Genomic DNA, 22,322 nt, shown 5'->3' with positions numbered 1-22,322 from the left:
TTAGCCTTGGTTGGATTACGTATTGCTAAGGTTAATACATGCTCCTGTTGCAGGGAGGCAGCACCTATTTTAAAAACAATTATTATTTTTCACAAATTCTGTAACATAAAATCAAAAGAATAGTCTTAATAGAAACTTTAAATAAATTTCAAACAAGAATAATCAACTTGTATTTAAAGGATATCATCAATCAAAAATTAATTAATCAATTCTAACAAAATCAAATCCTATGAAACTTAAAATTATCATGTTATTGCTTATCGGAGTAATAACATCGGTACAAGCTCAAAATTCTGGAAGTATTTCTGGAAAAGTACTCGAGAGAGCCACTAATTCCCCAATCTCTTATGCTACCATTGCCGTAAAAGAAGAAGGAAAAACAATTGCAAGTGGAGTTACTGATGATAAAGGAGATTTTAATTTAAAAAATATTCCTTTAAAGAACTACATTTTAGAAATACAATACATCGGATTTAAATCATACAAAGCCAATCTTTTCTTTAATGAATCCAAAAAAGAATACACCTTTAAAGTTACTCTTGAAGAAGAAGCTACTCAACTTAAAGGTGTTAACATTGTTAGCGAACGCTCGACTATTGAACAAAAAATCGATAGAAAAGTAATTACTGTTGGTAAAGACCTGACTACTGCTGGCGCATCGGCTTCGGATATTATGAATAATATTCCTTCGGTAAATGTGGATCAGGATGGTAAATTATCATTACGTGGAAACTCTAATGTACGTGTATTAATTGACGGAAGACCATCTAACATTGACCCTGCTCAATTACTTAAACAAATTCCATCTACATCAATCAAAAAAATTGAGTTAATAACTAACCCAAGTGCTAAGTATAACCCAGAAGGAATGTCTGGAATTATAAATATCGTTTTGCATAAAAATGCTAACACTGGTTTTAACGGAAATTTCAATGCCGGAATAACTTTTGGAGAAACTGCGAAATACAATAATTCATTAGACTTGAATTACAAGGTTGGAAAAGTAAATTTCTTTGGTACTGCTGGACGCAACTTTGGACTTTATGCTAATGATGGCCTAATTAATAGATTAGACACCCCTTTAATTCAAAATATCGATGTCAAAAGCGATAATGATTCCCGCCTTTATAAAATTGGTATGGATTATTACATCAATGACAACAATACTATTTCTGTATACACCAACCAAAATTCATTTGATGGTTTTACAAATATAAATACGGATATTGATTATGGTATGGGTACTAAAAACACTAATGAAAAATCAAAATATGATAGTAAAAACACTAATAACACGTATAATATAGCATACAAGCATCTTTTCAAAAAAGAAGGTCACACTCTTGATGTTGAAGGAAATTACAATGATTTCAAACAACCTCAAACAGCTTATTTTGACAGAAAAGCTATTGATAACACAGGAAATTCGACTACATCTATTTACAACGATTACATAAAAGATGTTAGAAAAAACAGCACCTTAAATATTGATTATGTCAATCCATTAGACAAAAAAACAACGCTTGAAGCTGGTGCTGAAGCAAGAATTACAAGAACGACAAATGATTACTCTACCGAAAACCCTCTAATTAGCCCTACAGAGCGACTTTCAAATTACACGTATGATATTGACATTTATTCTGCTTATGTAACTTTTGGTCAAAAATTCAAAAAATTCAGTTACCAATTAGGAGCACGTTTTGAGAGTTATAAAGTTGAAGCCAACTTAAATAATGGACAATCTATATTTAAAGATGATTATATTACACTATATCCATCAGCTTATTTAACCTATAACCTTAATGATAATAATACATTTCAATTTAGCTATAGCCGTCGTGTAGACCGCCCAAGTTTAGAACAAACAAAACCGATCCGTGAATTTTCGACTCCATTGGTAACTTCTTTAGGAAATCCAGAATTAAAACCACAATTCACTAATTCTGTTGAAATAAACTATACTAAAATTTTTGGCAAAAGTACTTTCACAGCTGGTGTTTACGTAAGAAGTATTAATGATCAAATTAGTCGTACGTTAAAACCTGATGACAGTGACCCAACAAATCAGAAACAAATTATGAGTTATGCCAATTTCGACCGCAATACTGCATATGGATTCGAAATGTCTGCAAACTACAAAGCTACAAAATGGTTAGACGTTCAACCGTCTATCGATTTTTCAAGCATAAAACAACAAGGAATTGTTTTTGTTATTGATCCAATAACTAATATCTCAACTGCAGAAAACAAAGAAATTAGCGCTAACTCTTTTAATGCCAGAATTAATGCAAACTTTAAAGCTAACAAACGTTTGAGTTTCTTATTATTTGGTTTTTACAGAGGTCCTGTTGATGGAATACAAAACAACAGCCACGATATGTACAAAATGGATGCTGGTACCCGCTACACTTTGCTAGACAACAAAATGACTTTAAGCTTACGTTTTAACGATATTTTCGATACTATGGAAAATACGCTTTCGATTCTACAACCCTTATCCTCAAACAGGAAAATTTACATGGGAGAGTCAAACTGTTTATTTTGGTCTTAGCTACAACTTTGGTGGTGGCAAAAACAAAAGTTTACAACGCAAGCAAAGAGAAGACAATACGAATAAAGGTGGCGGAGGATTATTTTAATCTATCACACTAATTCGATTTTTTTAATTTTTGAATTATTTTAGTAGTAAAAGCCCAGAGAATGCCACTCTGGGCTTTTTTTTATTTAAAAAATTGAATCTATTTATTATCTAAAACTATTTTTGTGATAACACTCTAAAATTACAATTTAGCTTTTAAAGCAATAATTTCTATTGCACTTGCCGTTTCGTTAGAATCAGTAATTGCAGATGAATGAAAAAAGGTATTCCCAAGATTTTCTTTCAGTGATCCTATATTCGTAGATCGAAGTCCTCCACCAGGCATAATTACAACTCTATTATTTGCTTTTTTAACAACGTCAATAAGGACATTTATTCCTTCTTCTACATTTTTTCCTGACCTGAGGTTAAGATTGTTTTAAAACCACAATTAATTACATCTTCGAGAGATTTACTTACATCGGCAACAACATCAAAAGCTCTGTGAAATGTACAAGGAAGCGGATTTGCTAAATTAATCAATTCCTTATTTTGCTCTATATTTACGCTTCCGTCAGTATTAAGATTTCCAAATACAAATCCATCAACTTTGCAGTTTTTATATTCGATTATATTTTCTTTCATTTCTTGAAATTCAGCATCTGTATAAACAAAATCTCCCCCGCGTGGCCGTATGATAACGTTTAGATCTATTGTGGCTATATCTCTTGCTGCCTGAACTAAACTTAAACCCGGAGTTGTCCCTCCCTCTTTCATATTAACACATAACTCAATTCTATTTACTCCATTTGCCTGAGCGATTTCGACAGAATCAAGATTAAAACACGCAATCTCTAATTGACTTTTTTCCATTTTTAATTATACTTATATAATTGCAATAGGCTTTGACTCTGCTCCGCCTGGCAATAAAATTATGTTGTATCGAAAATAAACAAAAAAACCTATTCAGTACTGAATAGGTTTTCTTTTAGAAGTATTTTTTCACCATGTAATTCATTTAAGAAAATATAAGTTTGAAACATTTCGCTTAGTAAACTTATATAACTTACATGATTAATTTTTTATAGATTTAAATTACCATTTGATAATTACACTTCCCCATGTAAATCCGCTACCAAATGCAGCAAGAACTACAGTATCTCCAGATTTAATTTTTCCTTGTTCCCAAGCTTCTGTCAATGCAATCGGAATAGATGCTGCCGTTGTATTTCCGTATTTTTGAATGTTGTTATATACTTGATCATCATTCAAACCAAATTTCTTTTGGATGAATTGAGAAATTCTCAAGTTTGCCTGATGAGGAATCAACATATCAATATCCGAAACTTGCAAATTATTAGCTACCAAACCTTCATTAATTACTTCTGCAAAACGCACTACTGCATTTTTAAATACAAATTGTCCATTCATATAGGAAAATCACTTTCATCATTCGGATCATTATCTGCCAATATATCTGTTACCCAACGCGCTCCATTCTCATTGTGCCAGTTAGAGATAATTCTTCAGCATGTTGGCCTTCTGAATGTAAATGTGTCGATAATATTCCTTTTGTAGTATCTTCTTCTCTGCTTAAAACCGCTGCTCCTGCTCCATCACCAAAAATTACAGAATTCCTCTTCCTCTGGTAGTCATATCTAAGCCTGTCGAATGCACCTCTGAACCAATTACTAAAACATTTTTATACATCCCTGTTTTAATATATTGATCGGCTACAGAAATTGCATATACAAAACCTGAACACTGATTTCTTACATCTAATGCTCCAACAGTTTTTAATCCTAAATCACGCTGTACTAAAACTCCTGACCTGGAAAATAATAATCTGGGCTTAATGTCGCAAAAACAACAAAATCGATATCTTCTTTTGCTACACCAGAGCGTTGGATAGCTATCTCTGCAGCTTTTACACCCATTGAGGTTGTGGTATCTTCTCCTCTTATAATGTGTCTGCGTTCTTCAATCCCTGTTCGTTCTTGTATCCACTCGTCGTTGGTATCCATTATTTTAGACAAATCGTCATTGGTTACCACATTTGAAGGGACATAATATCCTAATCCCGCTATTTTTGAATGATACATATTTTTTTATTATTCGTTAAAAAATTGGATTGCAAATCTAAACATCTTTTAAAAATCATGTACACAATTTAGTAATTTTTTCGTAATTACCAATTTTATATATCATTCTGATTGACTTCATTTTACAGCCACACCATAAATTGAAGGAAATTTACTCTATATTTATAAAAATTTTTATTGCAATACTTTTTCATTACCAAAATGTAACAAGTTTGAACTACTTTAGACAAATTATAACAATCTTTAACCATTAATTATAAAAGTTTCAACTATGAAATTAAAAATTATCTTATTTCTATTTTTAAATCTTGGCTTAGTAGCTCTGCCCAAGAAAACTTAACGTATCAAAAGCCTTCAAAATCAATTTTGGATTTGGCTGATTACGAGAGAGCCCCTTCTGTATCAATGGATACAAAAAAAGAATACATGCTGTTAAGTTACAGAAACACCTATAAAACATTAGACGATTTAAATCAGGAAGAACTTCGTTTAGCTGGTTTAAGAATCAACCCTGTAACTAATATTTCTAGCACAGTAACCTATGTAAAAAATCTCAAATTGAGAAAAATTAGCGATACCAAAGAAATAGAAATAGCAGGTTTACCAGCTGATCCGCAGATTAGTTATACTACATGGTCACCAAATAATAAGAAGATATTATTTACTAATACTACAAAAATTGGAGTTGAGCTTTGGATTATAGATGTTCCTACTGCAAAAGCAACCAAACTTACTGATGCAACATTAAATGCTAATATAGGAACTCCTTTTAGCTGGTTTAACGACAATGAAACTATTTTAGTGAAAATGCTGCCAAAAAACAGACCAGCATTATTAGAAGCTAAAAAAGATTTACCAACTGGCCCAATTGTTTCTACCGCTGATGGTTCTAAATCACAAAATAGAACTTATGCTGACATGTTGAAAAACAAAAACGATGAGGCTAATTTTGAGAACATCATTACTTCTGAAATCTACAAAGTAAACATTAATGGTACAGCTACCTTATTTAAAAATGCAGCAATGTATTCTTCTGAAAGAATTTCTCCTGATGGAAATTATGTAATGTTGACAACAATCCAAAAACCATTTTCATATATTGTTCCATTAGGTAGATTCCCATCAAAGACAGTTGTTTATGATAAAAACGGTACTGAAGTAAAAACGGTAAATGAAGTCCCTCTTTATGAGATCATGCCTAAAGGTTTTATGGCTGTACGCAAAGGAAAGAGAGAAATGTCATGGAGAAATGACAAACCTGCAACACTTTCTTATGTAGAAGCTTTAGATGAAGGAAATCCAGCTAATAAAGTTGAATTTAGAGACGAAGTATTTCTTTGGAATGCTCCTTTTAACACCGAAGCAACTTCATTAGTAAAAACACCTCAACGTTACAGTGGAATTATTTGGGGAAATGATAACGTAGCAATTCTTATGGATGAATGGTATGACACACGTAATACTAAAACGTATTTAATCAATCCTGCTGATGCTGCTCAAAAACCTAAACTGATTTTTGATAGAAACTCACAAGATATCTACTCTAATCCAGGTAATTTTGAATATAAGAAAAACCAATACAATAGATATGTCCTTGCAATAGAAAATGACAATGCCTTTCTTCTTGGCGAAGGTTTTACTAAAGATGGTCAATTCCCTTTTATTAGTGAACTTAATCTTAAAACTTTAAAAACAAAACGCCTTTATACTTCTTCATTCAAAGATAAAAAAGAAGATATATTAAGCATTGAAGATTTTAAAACAGGAAAAGTTTTGGTACAAATTCAATCCAAAAATGATTATCCTAATTATTATTTCAGAAATATTAAAAAACAAAATAGCTTAACTCAAGTTACTTTTTTCAAAAATCCATTTGAAAGTATTAAAAACGTAAGCAAAGAGGTTATTAAATATAAAAGAAAAGATGGTGTTCAATTATCTGGAACTTTATACTTACCTGCTGGATACGACAAGGTTAAAAAAGAAAAACTACCATTATTAATTTGGGCATATCCTGCTGAATACAAAGATAAAAACAGTGCAGGACAAAGCAGCCAAAACCCAAATGAATTTACATTTCCTTATTATGGATCATTTGTATATTGGGTAACTAAAGGATATGTTGTTCTTGATGATGCATCTTTTCCAATTATTGGTGAAGGAACTACAGAGCCTAATGATAATTTCATAACACAACTTGTTGATGATGCTGAGGCTGCTATAAATGCAGTAGATGCTTTAGGATACATAAACAAAAAGAAAGTTGCTATTGGAGGACATTCATATGGAGCATTTATGACTGCAAATTTACTAACTCATTCTAATCTTTTTGCTTGCGGAATCGCACGAAGTGGTGCTTACAACAGAACTTTAACTCCTTTTGGTTTCCAAACTGAGCAACGTAATTACTGGGAAGTTCCAGATGTTTACAATACAATGTCACCTTTTATGCATGCTGATAAAATGAAAACTCCATTACTTTTAGTACATGGTGAAGCTGATAATAATCCAGGTACTTTTACTTTGCAAACGGAGCGTTATTTCCAAGCTATAAAAGGATTGGGCGGACCAGCAAGAATGGTAATTTTACCAAAAGAATCTCATGGTTATGTAGCTAGAGAAAATATTTTACATTTACTTTGGGAACAAGACCAATTCTTAGAAAAATATTTGAAAAACTAAATTTTCATAAGACTATTTATAAAACGAACCCGACAGGTTTTTAAAATCTGTCGGGTTTGTTATTTTATAGAGCCAAAAATAATTATCTAATTTACAGATAATTTAAACTTAAAAATATTTCCTGCTCAAGAGGCAAATCAATTTCACTTTCAAAAAAAATCAATTGTCTTTTATAAACTGTTTCAATTAAATAGTGATTCCCTCTAAAATAAGTCCTTCTAATCTTTACTGGCAAATTAGACTCTGCTACCATCTTAAACTGATGTGGATACACCAGCGTTTTATGAGTTTCATCTTCATAAGGAACTAATAAATGAGTGGCAACTTCATTTACTTCCCCAAATAGTGACGCAACATAACGGGTCTCAGGATCTTCATATATTTTTGTTGGATTATCTTTAACAATCACTTCTCCATTTCGCATTACAATCGCTTCATCTGCAAATGACAAAGCATCGGTACTATCATGGGTTGCAATAATACAAGTAATCCCTTTTTGTTTTAAATATCTAAACAAATTTCGTCGTAAAGCATTTTTACGAAAGGCATCAATTTGGCTAAAAGGTTCATCTAATAAAATTACTTCAGGCTCTAAAGCCAGCACTCTTACCAGAGCAACTCTTTGCTTTTGTCCTCCACTTAAAAGACTTGCTTTTACATTAGAAAATTGCTCCATTTCGACCATTTCTAATAATTCCTGAACACGCAGTTTTTTCATATTGGCAAAACCATTCGAAAGAAACTTCCCTACATTTTCTGCAACGGTTTCAAAGGGAGATAAATCAAAATCCTGAGCCAGATATTTCATATAAGGCATTCCGGGAACCAAATTGTATTTAGGTCCTAGAATAGGTTTTTCATTATAAAAAATTTTACCTTCATTTAAATCATATAACCCATATATTAATTTAAGAAGAGTACTTTTTCCGCAGCCACTTTCGCCAATAATAGCAATATTTTCACCTTTATTTATGGTAAAAGAAACATTTTTTATAACAGGCTTATCGGTATACGAAAAAGATATATCTTGAACTTGAAGCATTGGTTGGCATTGAAAAATTGAGGATACAAAGATAGTTCCTTTAGCAAAACTAACTTATAGAAAGTTATTAAATTATATACAAAAAAAGCTGTTTCTTTTGAAACAGCTCTTCATTTATTTTATTAAGAAACAATGCTTATTTACCAGCTTTTGCGTCATTTACCATTTTGTCATTTGCTGTAATAGCAAACTCTACACGACGGTTTTGCGTTCTTCCTTCTGGAGTATCATTTGTAGCAATTGGATCAACAATTCCCATACCTGAAGTTTTGAATCTGTTTGCATTTAATCCTTTTGAAATTAAATACGCTTTTACAGAAGCAGCTCTCTGTCCAGAAAGCGTCAAGTTGTATTCTGCTCTACCTGTATTATCAGTATATCCAAAAATTTCGATATTAGTATCAGCATACTCATTAAATACTGGAACTAATTTATCCAAATTAGCTTTTGCCTGAGTAGTTAAACTTGATTTGTTAGTATCAAAACGCACTGCATTTTCATTTAAAACTAAGTGAATTCCTTCTCCTACACGTTCTACATCTGCACCTGGTAAAGCTTGATCAATCTCTCTCGCTTGCTTATCCATTTTGTTTCCAATAAGAGCACCAGTTCCACCACCTACAGCAGCTCCAATAGCAGCTCCTAAAGCAGCATTACCACCTTTTCCTAAATTGTTTCCTAAAATACCTCCAATAAGAGCACCTGCAGCAACACCTATTCCTGCACCTTTTTGAGTATTATTTGCGTTTTTTACTGAGTCACAACTTGTAAAAAAACTTGTCAATACAAGTAAAGTACTCAAACCTAAAATTGTTATCTTTTTCATGTGTTTATATTTTTTTATTTTTTTTATATATTAATTAGCTCTTTGAAATTGGTATGTTACATCCTTAACTTGTCCTCCAACATTAATATTATCAATTAATTGAAATGAATTTTCAGTTAAACCACCCACTTTTAGCAAATATCCCTCTCTTACTTTTTTTGCTTTTATCCCTGCATCAAGAATCTTAAGCACAAACATACCTTGATTATTAATACTCCACACAATCGGAGAAGAAAAATCAGTACAACTAGATGATGCTAAAGCCATCGATCCTTTGTTATTATTTGAAATGAAATTCCAAGTACTACCAATAAAACACTTAGAGTCAGCAAGATCAAATGAATTTACTTTAATATACTCTGAACCCGGATAAGAAACATTGGTTAATATCCAATTCCCTTTAATTGCTACTTGAGTCGACTTATCAAGTTTTGTTGAAAGCGGTTCAGCCCCATTAGATGTAGTTGCTGTTGAAGCTGATTTGCATGCAAAAACCGTTACGGCTATTATGCATATTAAAATAATTTTTCTCATCGTTTTAGCAAATTTAAAATTAATACTCCTACAAAGATACAATGCAAAAAAATTAAATTTGTTTAAAAATTATTTTTTTTTCTTGCAGAATTAACACCTACGACAATTTGTCACCCCTTTTAGAATTGGTATTCTATTTGAAGAATCTGAAATGCATAATGTTAAACTTAAAATTTTAAAAAATATGACAACAGGTAAAATTAATGTTTCAGTAGAAAACATATTTCCCTTAATCAAGAAATTCTTATACAGCGATCACGAAATTTTCTTGCGTGAGTTGATTTCTAACGGAACCGATGCTACTCTAAAATTAAAACACCTAATAAGTATCGGTGAAGCCAAAGTAGAATATGGCAATCCAATTATCGAGATTAAAATTGACAAAGAAGGAAAAAAAATCCACATCATCGATCAGGGTCTTGGGATGACAGCTGACGAAGTTGAAAAATACATCAACCAAGTTGCTTTCTCAGGAGCTGAAGAATTTTTGGACAAATATAAAGACTCTGCAAAAGATTCAGGAATCATAGGTCATTTTGGTCTTGGTTTTTACTCTGCTTTTATGGTTGCAGAAAAAGTAGAAATCTTCACTAAATCATACAAGGATGAACCAGCGGCTCATTGGACATGTGATGGCAGTCCAGAGTTTACTTTGGAGCCAACTGACAAAACTACACGTGGGACTGAAATCGTTTTACATATTGCTGAGGATTCTTTAGAATTTTTAGAAGATTCTAAAATCTATGAATTATTGAATAAGTATAACAAGTTTATGCCTATTCCAATTAAATTCGGAACAAAAACAGAAACACTTCCTAAGCCAGAAGATGCTCCCGAAGATTATATAAACGAAACTATAGAAGTTGACAATATCATCAATAACCCAAATCCAGCTTGGACAAAACAGCCAACTGAATTATCTGATGAAGATTACAAAAGCTTCTACCGTGAGTTGTATCCAATGCAATTCGAAGATCCATTATTTAATATTCACTTAAATGTGGATTATCCGTTTAACCTAACAGGAATTTTATATTTCCCAAAATTAGGTTCGGATATGCAAATTCAGAAAGACAAAATTCAATTGTACCAAAATCAAGTTTATGTAACTGATAACGTAGAAGGAATTGTTCCCGAATTTTTAACAATGTTAAAAGGTGTTATTGATTCACCAGACATCCCGTTAAACGTTTCTCGTTCTGGTTTACAAGCTGATGGTGCAGTTAAGAAAATATCAAACTACATTACTCGTAAATAGCTGATAAATTAAAAGCGTTATTTAATGAAAATCGTGCAGATTTTGAATCAAAATGGAATGATATTAAAATCGTTTTAGAGTACGGAATGCTTTCCGAAGATAAATTCACGAAAAAGCGGGTGCATTTGTTTTGTATCCAACTGTAGATGATACTTACTTTACTCTTGAAGAATTAAAAGAGAAAATAAAAAGAAAACCAAACCGATAAAGACGGAAAATTGGTTGTTTTATATGCTGGGAATAAAGATGCTCAACACTGATACATTGAAACAGCAAAAGAAAAAGGATACGAAGTATTGCTTTTAGATTCTCCTATTATCTCTCATTTAATTCAGAAAATAGAAGGTGATAACAAAGATGTAACTTTTGTACGTGTGGATTCTGATCATATTGATAACTTAATCAAGAAAGAAGAAAACACGATTTCGAAATTATCTGATGAAGAGAAAGAAGCTTTAAAAACTTCATTAGAAGCATACATTCCTAAAGCATACAGTGTACAATTGGAGGCTATGGATAGCCAAGCTGCTCCGTTTATCATCACGCAACCTGAATTTATGCGTAGAATGAAAGAAATGAGTCAGTCTGGTGGTTCTGGAATGTTCGGAATGGGTAATATGCCTGAGATGTATCAACTTGGTTGTAAACACAAATTCTGAGTTAGCAACTAACATCTTAAACACCGAAGATAAATCTCATCAAGAACATTTAGTAAAACAAGCATTAGATTTAGCCAAATTATCTCAAAACTTATTAAAAGGTGAAGCATTAACTGCTTTTGTAAAAAGAAGTTTTGAAATGATTAAATAAAATTAAATTTTGGTTCTATAAACCAAATAATTAAAGAGCCCTGCAAGTATAACTTGCAGGGCTCTTTGTTTAAAAGAATAAAAAATAGCTACTTGTATTTTTATCACAAGCTATTTCCATAACTTTAAATAATCTTATTAAAATTCATCAAATGATGTAAAGAATTAATCGAAATTTAATTATGCCGATTAAAAAATTGAGCATACTAATTAATTATGAATAAGTCAAAATAACTTCATTTTGAGGTATTTTTAATAAAATATACAACTAGAACAATACTCCAAATATAATATCCAAACTAAAAGCGTTTTTTAAATCAATTACTAAAGCCTATCTTTGCAGGCTTTATTTTTTAAAACAAAAAGCAGTAAATTATATAAAATGACAAAAAGTAACGTATTAAAAGGAGTATTTCTAGTAGCATTTGGCGCAACAAGTTATGGCATGTTAGCCACTTTTGTAAAAATGGCATACGATGAAGGATTCACTACAGCAGAAGTAACTACTTCTCAATTTATATTAGGAATCATTGGAATCCTAATCATCAACGCTTTTCAAAAAGCAAAACATAAAAATACAGTTGTTAAGGCATCTCCAAAAAACATTGCTCAATTAATGACTGCTGGAACTTCATTAGGTATGACTAGTTTATTTTATTACCTAGCTGTAAAATACATTCCAGTTTCTATCGGAATTGTTTTATTGATGCAAACGGTATGGATGGGAGTTTTACTAGAAATGATTTTAGAGAAAAAACTTCCTTCTAAACAAAAAGTAATCGCTGTAATTATTGTTTTAGGAGGTACAGTTTTGGCTACCAATATTACTCAAAACGAGATTCAGTTAGATTGGCGTGGTCTTACGTGGGGTTGTTTGGCAGCTGCATCATTTACCACAACCATGTTTACTGCAAACCGAGTTGCTACCGAAATTTCGTCAGCACAACGTAGTTTATATATGCTTTTAGGAGGAGCAGTTATTGTCTTTTCATTTGGAATAGCGACACAAGTAACACCTTTTAACTTCGAAATTTTCACAAAATGGGGTATCATTCTTGCACTTTTTGGTACAATTATACCTCCTATGCTTATGAACGCAGGTTTCCCTCTTACAGGAATTGGACTAGGAAGTATTGTATCGGCTTTAGAATTACCTGTTTCTGTAATGATGGCCTATGTACTATTAAATGAAAAAGTAATATTCCTTCAATGGGTTGGAATAATTTTAATCATACTTGCAATTATTATTATGAATGTAAATTTTCAGAAACAAAAGTAAATAATTCATAATACTTGTTAAAAACATCCAAGACAACACATTCAATTACTAATTATTTCTTAAATTCGTAATAAATAACTATTATGAATTTACCTTGGCATATATATTTAATGGCTTCCCTTTATATTATTGCTGGGATAAATCATTTTAGAAATCCTAGAATGTATCTAAAGATCATTCCTTCTTATTTTTCAAATCCAAAATTATTAAATATTTTAAGCGGTGTAGCTGAGATTATATTAGGATCCCTCCTATTAATCTCAGCTACATCTCATTTTGCGGCATGGGGAATTATTGCGTTATTAGTTGCAGTTTTCCCAACTCACGTATATATGTATCAGAACAAAAAAGCAAGTTTTGGGTTACCTAGATGGGTTTTATTATTGCGCATGCCTTTTCAAATTGTTTTGATTTTTTGGGCATATCAATATACTTTTTAACATTTATTAATTAAACACTTTTTATTATGAAAAAACTTTTTGCAGAATTTTTCGGAACATTCTGGCTTGTATTTGGAGGTTGTGGAAGCGCTATTTTCGCTGCCGGGATTCCAGATCTAGGAATTGGATTTGCTGGAGTGGCTCTAGCTTTTGGATTAACCGTTTTAACAATGGCTTATGCTGTAGGACATATATCTGGCGGTCATTTTAATCCAGCAGTATCATTTGGACTTTGGGCAGGAGGAAGATTCCCTGTAAAAGACCTAGTTCCATACATCATTGCTCAATGCGTTGGAGCAATCGCAGCTGCAGGAACTTTATACACAATCGCATCTGGAAAAGCCGGCTTCATGATAGATAATACCAAAGCTGGAGCATTTGCATCAAATGGGTTTGGGGCTTTTTCACCTGATGGATACTCTTTACAATCGGCATTTATAGCTGAATTTGTACTGACTTTATTTTTCTTATTAATTATCCTTGGCGCTACAGATAAATTTGCAAATGGAAAATTTGCAGGAGTAGCAATTGGTCTAGGCCTAACACTAATTCACTTAATAAGTATTCCAATCACAAATACATCTGTAAACCCTGCTAGATCTTTATCGCAAGCAGTTTTCGTTGGAGGTGAACCATTATCTCAAGTTTGGTTATTTTGGGTTGCCCCAATTTTAGGAGCAATTGTTGCAGGAATTATATATAAAACATTGTTGCAAAATCATGACGCAGCTTAATTTTTCTTAAATCGATTATTAATCCCTTAAACTTTTAAAATATGGAATTTTTATATTTCTTACTTATTGGAGCAATTTCTGGTTGGCTTGCAGGTCAAATATGGAAAGGTGCAGGTTTTGGAATTCTTGGCAATATTGTTGTTGGAATAGTTGGCGGACTTATTGGTGGCTGGATTGCAGGAAGGCTAGGTATCGGTGGAGGCGGTTTGCTTTGGCAGATTATAATTGCTGTTGGTGGCGCATGGGTTTTATTATTTATTATTAGTTTAATAAAAAAAGCATAACGCCACTCACATTACTTGTTACAAACAAACATTAAACAAGTAACAATGTCATATAAAGAGAAGGAAAAGAGGTTTTATTGCTTCATTTCCTTCTCTTTTTTTTAACAAAGTTCAATCCATAATTCATAAACACCCAACTCAACCACAACATTGAAAATCAAAAAAAATAAGATTTATTTTAATTTCGTATTATCAAAATCGTTAATTTTGAGTAAATACTTTTAGTGTGGATGAAATTATTTCTTATTTCAATACTATCCCTTCTTTACATAGAAGTTTAATCCTCGTTAGCGGAATAGCTTTTTTTTGGCTCATAGAAAACACTTTTCCCTCTTTTTAAGTTTAACTATAAAAAATGGAATCATGCTGGAATCAATTTTTTCTTAACATTTACCACAATTATCATCAATTTTGTTTTAGCATTTATTTTATTAAAAACTGCTGATTGGACAATTAAAAACCATTTTGGCATTCTACAATGGTTACCAGAAATTCCATTATGGCTATACACCATTATCGGATTGTTGCTATTAGATTTAATCGGAGCCTATTTAGCTCACTTCATCGAACATAAAATTAAATTTTTATGGCGTTTTCATCTTATTCACCATACCGACACTTGGATTGACACCACAAGCGGCAATCGGCATCACCCAGGAGAAAGTATAATTCGATTTATTTTCACAACTTTTGGCGTTTTAATCATAGGAAGCCCCATGTGGATGGTTTTTCTATACCAAACATTATCTGTTGTATCTACTCAATTTACTCATGCAAATATCTCTCTACCCGATAAAGTCGATGCTTTTTTAAGCTACTTTATTGTTTCTCCAAACATGCACAAAATACACCATCATTATATACTTCCCTATACTGATAGCAACTACGGGAATATCTTTTTCGATTTGGGACCGTCTTTTCGGAACATTTACGACTCTTCCAAAAGAAAAAATAATCTATGGAGTTGACACTCATATGAACCCTGAAGAACACAATAATTTGAAGAATTTATTACAAATTCCGTTTCAGAAACAACGTTTACCAAAAAACGATTAAAATCAACAAAAAAAATCTACCATAAGCGACGAAGTAATTATTTTTTTCATTAATATTGATATCTAAATTGAAAATCAATCTATTATTAATCATTAACCCCTATTTGAATTAATTTTCACGTGATGAAAAAGAGTAACCGTAAAGAATTGAACTGGGAACAAACAGAAAAACTTGTTACATTAGCCCTAGAAGAAAAGAATCCTTTTGAAATTATCAAAAAAGAATTTGGATTGGCTGAAAAAGAGGTTTTAGAAATTATGAAAAAGAAAATGCCCGCAGAGAAATTTGAAATGTGGAAAAAGAAAGCTATTGCTAACAAACCTAAGCCAAAACCAGTTAAAATAGATGATTTTGATGAAGATTTGGATGGTAAATATTACATAAAGAACAAATTGGACTAACAATAAAACTCCTGGAAACAGGAGTTTTTTTTACACCTATAAATAAAATTAAAATGTTTTTGTAACTTACTTCAATCTATAAAGACCAATAGTAAAAACAAACTCATAAGTAATGAAAAAAATAATAGTCACATTAGCATTGGTAGCTGTATTTATAGGTTGTAAAACAGCTAGCTCAACTAGTAATACAGTTCTAAAACAAGAGATTGGAGTCAGTATTAATCTTACCGATACAAAAGAAAGACAAAGTTCTAGTTACAGTTACAGCCCCTAAGTTCAATACAGATGAAGTAACTTACAGCATCCCTAAAACTGTTCCTGGCACATATTCTGAGGACAATTACGGTAAGTTTATTGAAGATTTAAAAGCATTTGATTCAAAAGGAATACTCCTTCCTATAAAGAAAACTGACGATAACACCTGGTCAATCTCTAATGCTAAAACATTAAAAACAATTACTTACTTAGTCAACGACACTTTCGACACTGAAAAAGGTACAGGATTTGGTAATGATGATGTTTTCTCTCCTGCCGGTACAAATATCGATGCTGGTATTAACTTTATGATAAACACGCATGGTTTCGTAGGTTATTTTCAAGACAAACTTGACATTCCTTACAAAGTTACCGTTACACACCCAACAACACTTTGGGGAGCGACATCAATGACTGATGAAGATGCAAGCAATACTAGCGACGTATTTACAACGTCTAATTATGCTGTTTTAGTAGAAAACCCAATTATGTACTCTAAACCAGATTACACCTCATTTGATGTAAACGGAATGGAAATACAAATAGCGGTATATTCTCCAACAGGAAAACATACTGCAGAAAGTATCACTCCTGAGATGAAAACAATAATGACTGCTCAGAAAAATTTTTTAGGAAAAATAAATTCAACTAAAAAATATACTGTTTTATTGTATTTATCAACAATGAGACCAGATGATGCGCAGGGATTCGGAGCTTTAGAACATCCTACAGCAACAACTGTTGTTTTTCCTGAAATGATGTCTAAAGATGAATTAATAAAATCAATGAGAGATGTAGTTTCTCATGAATTCTTTCATATTGTAACTCCATTAACCATCCACTCAAAAGAAATTCAATATTTTGACTATAACGCACCAAAAATGTCTGAGCATTTATGGATGTACGAAGGCGTTACCGAATATTTCGCAAACCTTTTCCAGATCAATCAAGGTTTAATAGACGAGTCTGAATTTTACTCCCGTATTGCTGAGAAAATAGAACATGCAAAAGCATTAAATGACACGATGTCATTTACAAAAATGAGTGCTAATGTATTAGAAAAACCATATAAAGACCAATACTTAAATGTATATGAAAAAGGAGCACTTATTGGCATGTGTATCGATATCATTATTAGAGAAAAAAGTAATGGAGAAAGAGGGATCCTAGACTTAATGCAAAAATTATCAAATGAATATGGTGTTACAAAACCATTTAACGACAACGAGCTCTTTGCTAAAATCACACAATTAACTTATCCTGAAGTCGGAGCATTTTTAGACACTTACGTTGCTGGAACAACTCCAATACCTTACGATTTTTACTTAAGCAAAGTTGGGGTAACTAAAGCCGTAGAAAAAGTTCCTGAAACAATTTTCTTAAAAGGCCAAATCCCATACATCACTATAACCCCTGAGACTAAAGAAATTATGGTTATTCCCAAAATTGAATTAAACCCTTTTTTCAAAGCACTTGATCTAAGAGGAGGTGACTATATTTTATCTATAAACGAAAAGCCTTATTCATTGATAAACATATACGACATGATAACTGAAAGTCAATCATGGAAAGAAAACACCCCCATAACCGTTAAGATAAAACGCAATGACAAGGAACAAACATTAAAAGGAACAGTTAAACTTCCTTACGAAGAAAAAAATACTTTTAAAGCATCAGACAACTCCAAGCAAACCCTTAGAAACGCCTGGTTAAAAGGATAATAAGAAATAAAAACAAAGAAATCTCAATTTAGAAATAGATTGAGATTTTTTTATAAATTAAAAGTTGAGCAATGTTTTTTTTAAAACTATTTTCTTTATTTTGCACCAAAATCTATAAACAATGAAAAAAACTATTATTGCATTCGTTACCCTTATTCTTTTAGCTTCATGTAGCAAAAACGAATCAAAAACCAATTTGCATATTACAGGAAATATTAAAGGATTAAAAAACGGGACCTTATACATACAAAGAGTTGTAGACACATCACTAGTTGCTATTGATAGTATTAAAATCGATGGTAATTCTGCTTTCGAAACTAACATCGAATTAAAATCACCAGAAATGCTTTATCTATTTCTAGATCGCGGAGTAAGTAACTCACTAGACAATAATATATTATTTTTCGCTGAACCTGGTAACATCAACATCGACACTAATTTAGACACTTACATTTCAAGCGCTAAAATTACAGGATCAAAAAACCAAGAATTATATGAAGATTACCGAAAAATAAGCTCACGCTTTAATGATTCAAACCTTGATCTTGTTGCGTTAAGATTTAAAGCTATGAAAGACAACAATCAAAAAACACTAGACAGTGTTAACGAAAAACAAGAGTCTAATATCAAACGAAAGTATCTATACGCTACAAACTTTGCAATTAATAACAAAGATTACGAAATAGCACCTTATATTGCTTTATCAGATATATACGATATCAATATTAAATACTTGGACACAATCCAAAAATCGATGACTCCTAAAGTAGCCCAATCACTTTATGGAAAAAAACTTACTGAGTATGTTGCTAAAATAAAGAAACAACAATAATATAGACTCCAATCATTACAACAATATCAATCCTGCTTTTATTAAAGCAGGATTTTTTTTGACTTTTCAAATTACATTCCACGAATCCTATAATTTCATATCCTTCTCAGGAAACTCAGGAAACTAGAACTTAATCACATTTAAAAGTCGAAACTTAAACATATCATACACCCAGTTAATACATTTATCGCCTTTTTAAAACACAAAGACAATTCAGTTAGCTATTACACCCCATATTAAAAACAAAGACCTTTAGGCATTAATTTCAAGAGTTGAAAAATACAAAATTCTTTTTTCTACAAGCGAACTAATACCTATACCTAATTTTATAATTTTCAACTTTTAGCATTAGATCCGATAATAACAATAGAAACTGGATATAAAACAAAAAACCATCATATTTCTATGATGGTTTTAACTCTGAGCCGGCGGAGGGACTCGAACCCACGACCTGCTGATTACAAATCAGCTGCTCTAGCCAACTGAGCTACGCTGGCGACTCATTACGGGTGCAAATGTAAAGTGCTTTTTTGAATTTTCCAAAATAATTTTACATTTTAATACAAATAAAAAACCATCCTTATCGGATGGTTTTATCTTGAGCCGGCGGAGGGACTCGAACCCACGACCTGCTGATTACAAATCAGCTGCTCTAGCCAACTGAGCTACGCTGGCGACTCATTACGGGCGTAAATGTAAGATTGATTTGTTTTACCAAAATAACTTCACACTTTCAATACTAATAAAAAGACCACCCTTATCGGATGGTTTTATTTTGAGCCGGCGGAGGGACTCGAACCCACGACCTGCTGATTACAAATCAGCTGCTCTAGCCAACTGAGCTACGCTGGCGACTCATTACGGGCGTAAATGTAAGATTGATTTGTTTTACCAAAATAACTTCACACTTTCAATACTAATAAAAGACCACCCTTATCGGATGGTTTTATTTTTGAGCCGGCGGAGGGACTCGAACCCACGACCTGCTGATTACAAATCAGCTGCTCTAGCCAACTGAGCTACGCTGGCGACTCATTACGGGTGCAAATGTAAGATTGATTTTTGTTTTACCAAAATAATTTTACACTTTTTTATCGTTTTTTTTGCTACAATTCGTTGATTTTTGCAATCAATTGATTAGCAGTTTCTTCCAATTCAACATTGATTTGTTTGAAATGAGCTTTTTTATTTTCTACGTTCTTTGCGTTCACTTTAGTGATCAAAGCATCAAAAGCAGCAATAGCCTCATCGATCAAAGCGTTAGTTTCTGTAGTTGGTTTTCCTGTAGTAGAAATTTCAAATAAGTAAACTGCTTCAATAATATCTCCTAAAACGTAGTTGATGTCTTTCTTTAAATTCTTAACGTTTGCCATTTTATTTTTTAATTTTAATTTGCGTCTGCAAAAGTACACATAATCTTTCTATTAGTAGCTATGAAATGTAAATTTCTAAAATTGAAGCTTTTCCATTGAGAATGAACTCTTTCATAGCTGCTGGAATTAATACTGTATCTCCTTTTCTATATGTTAATCTGTCTCCATTATATTCTATATCAAAAACCCCCTCAATACACATATACACAGTGAAGGTCTCGCCATTTTTATTTACCTCAACCTGACCATCTAAAGGAACAAAATTTGTCGTAAAATAAGGACAATCAACTACTCTATTAGATTTGTTTAACTCTTTATCATATTTCTTATACGTATCTACTTTATTATAATTAATAGCATCCAACGCCAAATCTACATGTAATTCTCTTTTATTTCCCTGCGCGTCTACCCTATCAAAATCATATAAACGATAGGTAATATCTGATGTTTGTTGAATCTCAGCAACTACTAGCCCCGCTCCTATAGCATGAACTGTCCCTGTTTCCAGAAAAAAAACATCTCCTTGTTTAACTTTTACATCATCAAGAATAGAAACCAAAGAATTGTTATTTAGATTTTCAAGATATTCCTCTTTACTTGAATTTTCTTTAAAACCTACAATAATTCTTGCATCAGCATCAGCCTGCATAATATACCACATTTCAGTCTTACCAAAAGAATTATGTCGTTCTTTTGCTAGTTTATCATTAGGATGTACCTGTATCGAAGATCTTCGCGAGCATCAAGATATTTAAAAAGTAATGGAAATTGTTTTCCAAATCGTTTGTAAACTCTTGTCCCCAAAATTTCATTTGGCAATTCCTCTATTATATCAATAAGTGTCTTTCCTTTCAAACTTCCGCTAACAACAATGCTTACATCGCCTTCTACAGTAGATAATTCCCAGCTTTCACCCGTAATCTTAGACGTAATTGGCTTATTTAATACAGTTTTTAATTTTTCTCCTCCCCAAATTCTGTCTTTCAAGATTGGTTCGAATTGCAAGGGATATAATTTTGGGGTCATCTATATTATTTATTTTTTTTATACAGATTCATTCGAGGAATCTTGTATGATATTATATTTTTAAACTTATGATACTAATTCTTTAATTGCTTCAAGTGCTTTAGGAATATGTTTTGCAGCAACCATACTATCATATATTTCAGGATTATAACTCCATTTTTATCAACAACATAAGTTACTCTTCCTGGCAATAAGCCAAGTAGTCCAGAAGGAACTCCAAAAAGAGTTCTTATTCTTTTATCTGCATCTGAAAGAAGTACAAATGGCAAATGGTGTTTATGAGAAAATTTTTGATGAGAGTCAACACTATCACTACTGATACCTATTACTTCAGCTCCTAAAGCTACAAAGTCTTCATATTGATCTCTAAAACTACAGGCTTCTGTTGTACAGCCTGGCGTATTATCTTTAGGATAAAAATAAATAACCAAAGGTTTACGACCAATACACTTCTTACTTTCAAACACTTCTCCATTAGCATCTTTAGCTGTAAAATTCGGGATAATATCTCCTACTTTTAATGACATTTTATTCTCCTTTATAGGTTACAAAATTACGAGCAGTTTCATATAACACGATTTCTAAATCAAAATCGGGATTTATTTTTTTTCTAATTTTATTCCATATCACTACTGCAATATGTTCTGCAGTTGGATTAAAATCTTGAAATTCCGGCACATCAAGATTAAGATTCTTATGATCAAATGGCAATTCTACTTCTTGATATATAATATCTGCCAATATTTTCACATCTATCACAAAACCTGTTTCTGGATCAACTTCTCCAGTAACACTAGCAGTTAATCATAATTATACCATGAAAATTGGGATTATTACATTTCCCAAAAACGGCATCATTTTTCTCTGCAGTCCAATCTTTTCTATACAGTCGATGAGCAGCATTAAAATGTGCTTTCCTTGATATCGTTACTCTCATGTAGGTTTTGGTTTAAATTTATGTAGTCTTTAGAAAATGATAAAATTCGTCAAAAATTATTTTGAACGAAACAGTGTAAATTTCAGCACGCGTATTCGCATTCTATTTTTACATCTTCTATTTTCATCCATTTCCAAGCTTCTACTTCTTCTG

Annotated in this window: 14 protein-coding genes, 4 tRNA genes and 7 pseudogenes; 11 read left to right on the top strand and 14 right to left on the bottom strand. The window is 32.1% G+C overall.

Translation table 11 applies throughout. From position 1 onward, the window contains the following. The first annotated feature begins 229 nt into the window (after window positions 1-229). Window positions 230-2,551 carry a TonB-dependent receptor gene (locus AC1RYN_RS02410; protein WP_481805688.1) on the top strand — a complete coding sequence of 774 codons (2,322 nt, stop codon included), beginning with the start codon at window positions 230-232 and terminating at the stop codon, window positions 2,549-2,551. A 229-nt stretch (window positions 2,552-2,780) separates the two neighbouring features. On the opposite strand, the gene AC1RYN_RS02405 is transcribed toward AC1RYN_RS02410, so the two are convergent. The 3 genes and pseudogenes from AC1RYN_RS02405 to AC1RYN_RS02395 all read right to left on the bottom strand — a co-directional run bounded on the left by AC1RYN_RS02405 (window position 2,781) and on the right by AC1RYN_RS02395 (window position 4,680). Then, a complete protein-coding gene (locus AC1RYN_RS02405) occupies window positions 2,781-2,963 on the bottom strand; it encodes a hypothetical protein (protein WP_481805690.1) in 183 nt (60 codons plus the stop codon). A 20-nt stretch (window positions 2,964-2,983) separates the two neighbouring features. Beyond that, window positions 2,984-3,451, bottom strand: a complete 468-nt coding sequence (locus AC1RYN_RS02400; protein WP_481805687.1) for a copper homeostasis protein CutC — start codon at window positions 3,449-3,451, stop codon at window positions 2,984-2,986. A gap of 222 nt (window positions 3,452-3,673) precedes the next feature. After that, window positions 3,674-4,680, bottom strand: a pseudogene (locus tag AC1RYN_RS02395) (3-oxoacyl-ACP synthase III family protein). A gap of 276 nt (window positions 4,681-4,956) precedes the next feature. Here AC1RYN_RS02395 and AC1RYN_RS02390 point away from each other — a divergent pair. Continuing rightward, on the top strand, window positions 4,957-7,362 hold the full coding sequence (locus AC1RYN_RS02390) for an alpha/beta hydrolase family protein (RefSeq protein ID WP_481805689.1): 2,406 nt from the start codon (window positions 4,957-4,959) through the stop codon (window positions 7,360-7,362). Window positions 7,363-7,453: 91 nt separating this feature from the next. On the opposite strand, the gene AC1RYN_RS02385 is transcribed toward AC1RYN_RS02390, so the two are convergent. From AC1RYN_RS02385 to AC1RYN_RS02375, 3 genes are all read right to left on the bottom strand, one after another. Further along, the gene (locus tag AC1RYN_RS02385; protein WP_481805686.1) at window positions 7,454-8,404 is read right to left on the bottom strand and encodes an ABC transporter ATP-binding protein; all 951 of its coding nucleotides are present in this window, start codon (window positions 8,402-8,404) and stop codon (window positions 7,454-7,456) included. Between the two features lie 136 nt (window positions 8,405-8,540). Next, window positions 8,541-9,230 carry a YiaD family glycine zipper/OmpA-like lipoprotein gene (locus tag AC1RYN_RS02380; RefSeq protein WP_481805685.1) on the bottom strand — a complete coding sequence of 230 codons (690 nt, stop codon included), beginning with the start codon at window positions 9,228-9,230 and terminating at the stop codon, window positions 8,541-8,543. A 30-nt stretch (window positions 9,231-9,260) separates the two neighbouring features. Further along, complete coding sequence (locus AC1RYN_RS02375; protein ID WP_481805684.1) at window positions 9,261-9,764, bottom strand: lipocalin family protein; 504 nt, start codon at window positions 9,762-9,764, stop codon at window positions 9,261-9,263. A 184-nt stretch (window positions 9,765-9,948) separates the two neighbouring features. On the opposite strand from AC1RYN_RS02375, the pseudogene htpG reads away from it, so the two are divergent. The 9 genes and pseudogenes from htpG to AC1RYN_RS02330 all read left to right on the top strand — a co-directional run bounded on the left by htpG (window position 9,949) and on the right by AC1RYN_RS02330 (window position 18,833). Further along, window positions 9,949-11,832 (top strand): annotated as a pseudogene (htpG, locus tag AC1RYN_RS02370) (molecular chaperone HtpG). Window positions 11,833-12,213: 381 nt separating this feature from the next. Beyond that, window positions 12,214-13,110, top strand: coding sequence for an EamA family transporter (locus AC1RYN_RS02365; RefSeq protein WP_481805683.1), 897 nt, complete (start codon window positions 12,214-12,216; stop codon window positions 13,108-13,110). An 83-nt stretch (window positions 13,111-13,193) separates the two neighbouring features. Next, window positions 13,194-13,550 carry a DoxX family protein gene (locus AC1RYN_RS02360; RefSeq protein WP_481805682.1) on the top strand — a complete coding sequence of 119 codons (357 nt, stop codon included), beginning with the start codon at window positions 13,194-13,196 and terminating at the stop codon, window positions 13,548-13,550. A gap of 26 nt (window positions 13,551-13,576) precedes the next feature. Continuing rightward, window positions 13,577-14,284, top strand: a complete 708-nt coding sequence (aqpZ, locus tag AC1RYN_RS02355; protein WP_481805681.1) for an aquaporin Z — start codon at window positions 13,577-13,579, stop codon at window positions 14,282-14,284. A gap of 41 nt (window positions 14,285-14,325) precedes the next feature. Beyond that, window positions 14,326-14,568 (top strand): GlsB/YeaQ/YmgE family stress response membrane protein, encoded by a 243-nt coding sequence (locus AC1RYN_RS02350; protein ID WP_195735479.1) that lies wholly within the window; start codon window positions 14,326-14,328, stop codon window positions 14,566-14,568. Between the two features lie 226 nt (window positions 14,569-14,794). Continuing rightward, window positions 14,795-15,624 (top strand): annotated as a pseudogene (locus AC1RYN_RS02345) (sterol desaturase family protein). 122 nt (window positions 15,625-15,746) lie between these two features. Further along, window positions 15,747-16,025 (top strand): DUF2805 domain-containing protein, encoded by a 279-nt coding sequence (locus AC1RYN_RS02340; RefSeq protein ID WP_039111648.1) that lies wholly within the window; start codon window positions 15,747-15,749, stop codon window positions 16,023-16,025. Window positions 16,026-16,137: 112 nt separating this feature from the next. Then, window positions 16,138-18,001 (top strand): annotated as a pseudogene (locus AC1RYN_RS02335) (M61 family metallopeptidase). A gap of 121 nt (window positions 18,002-18,122) precedes the next feature. After that, a complete protein-coding gene (locus AC1RYN_RS02330; RefSeq protein WP_481805680.1) occupies window positions 18,123-18,833 on the top strand; it encodes a DUF4369 domain-containing protein in 711 nt (236 codons plus the stop codon). Window positions 18,834-19,256: 423 nt separating this feature from the next. Here AC1RYN_RS02330 and AC1RYN_RS02325 read toward each other — a convergent pair. The 8 genes and pseudogenes from AC1RYN_RS02325 to AC1RYN_RS02290 form a co-directional block, all read right to left on the bottom strand. Beyond that, window positions 19,257-19,330: transfer RNA gene (locus tag AC1RYN_RS02325), tRNA-Thr, on the bottom strand. Between the two features lie 104 nt (window positions 19,331-19,434). Next, window positions 19,435-19,508: transfer RNA gene (locus tag AC1RYN_RS02320), tRNA-Thr, on the bottom strand. Between the two features lie 103 nt (window positions 19,509-19,611). After that, window positions 19,612-19,685: transfer RNA gene (locus AC1RYN_RS02315), tRNA-Thr, on the bottom strand. Between the two features lie 103 nt (window positions 19,686-19,788). Beyond that, window positions 19,789-19,862, bottom strand: a tRNA-Thr gene (locus AC1RYN_RS02310). A gap of 77 nt (window positions 19,863-19,939) precedes the next feature. Further along, a complete protein-coding gene (locus tag AC1RYN_RS02305; RefSeq protein ID WP_481805679.1) occupies window positions 19,940-20,206 on the bottom strand; it encodes a hypothetical protein in 267 nt (88 codons plus the stop codon). A 58-nt stretch (window positions 20,207-20,264) separates the two neighbouring features. Next, a pseudogene (locus tag AC1RYN_RS02300) lies at window positions 20,265-21,232 on the bottom strand (type I phosphomannose isomerase catalytic subunit). A 66-nt stretch (window positions 21,233-21,298) separates the two neighbouring features. Next, a pseudogene (locus tag AC1RYN_RS02295) lies at window positions 21,299-21,759 on the bottom strand (peroxiredoxin). Window position 21,760: 1 nt separating this feature from the next. Next, window positions 21,761-22,169 (bottom strand): annotated as a pseudogene (locus AC1RYN_RS02290) (6-carboxytetrahydropterin synthase). Window positions 22,170-22,322 lie beyond the last annotated feature (153 nt).

Source organism: Flavobacterium sp. TC780, from assembly GCF_056783245.1.
This window is presented reverse-complemented; position numbering and strand designations above follow the sequence as displayed.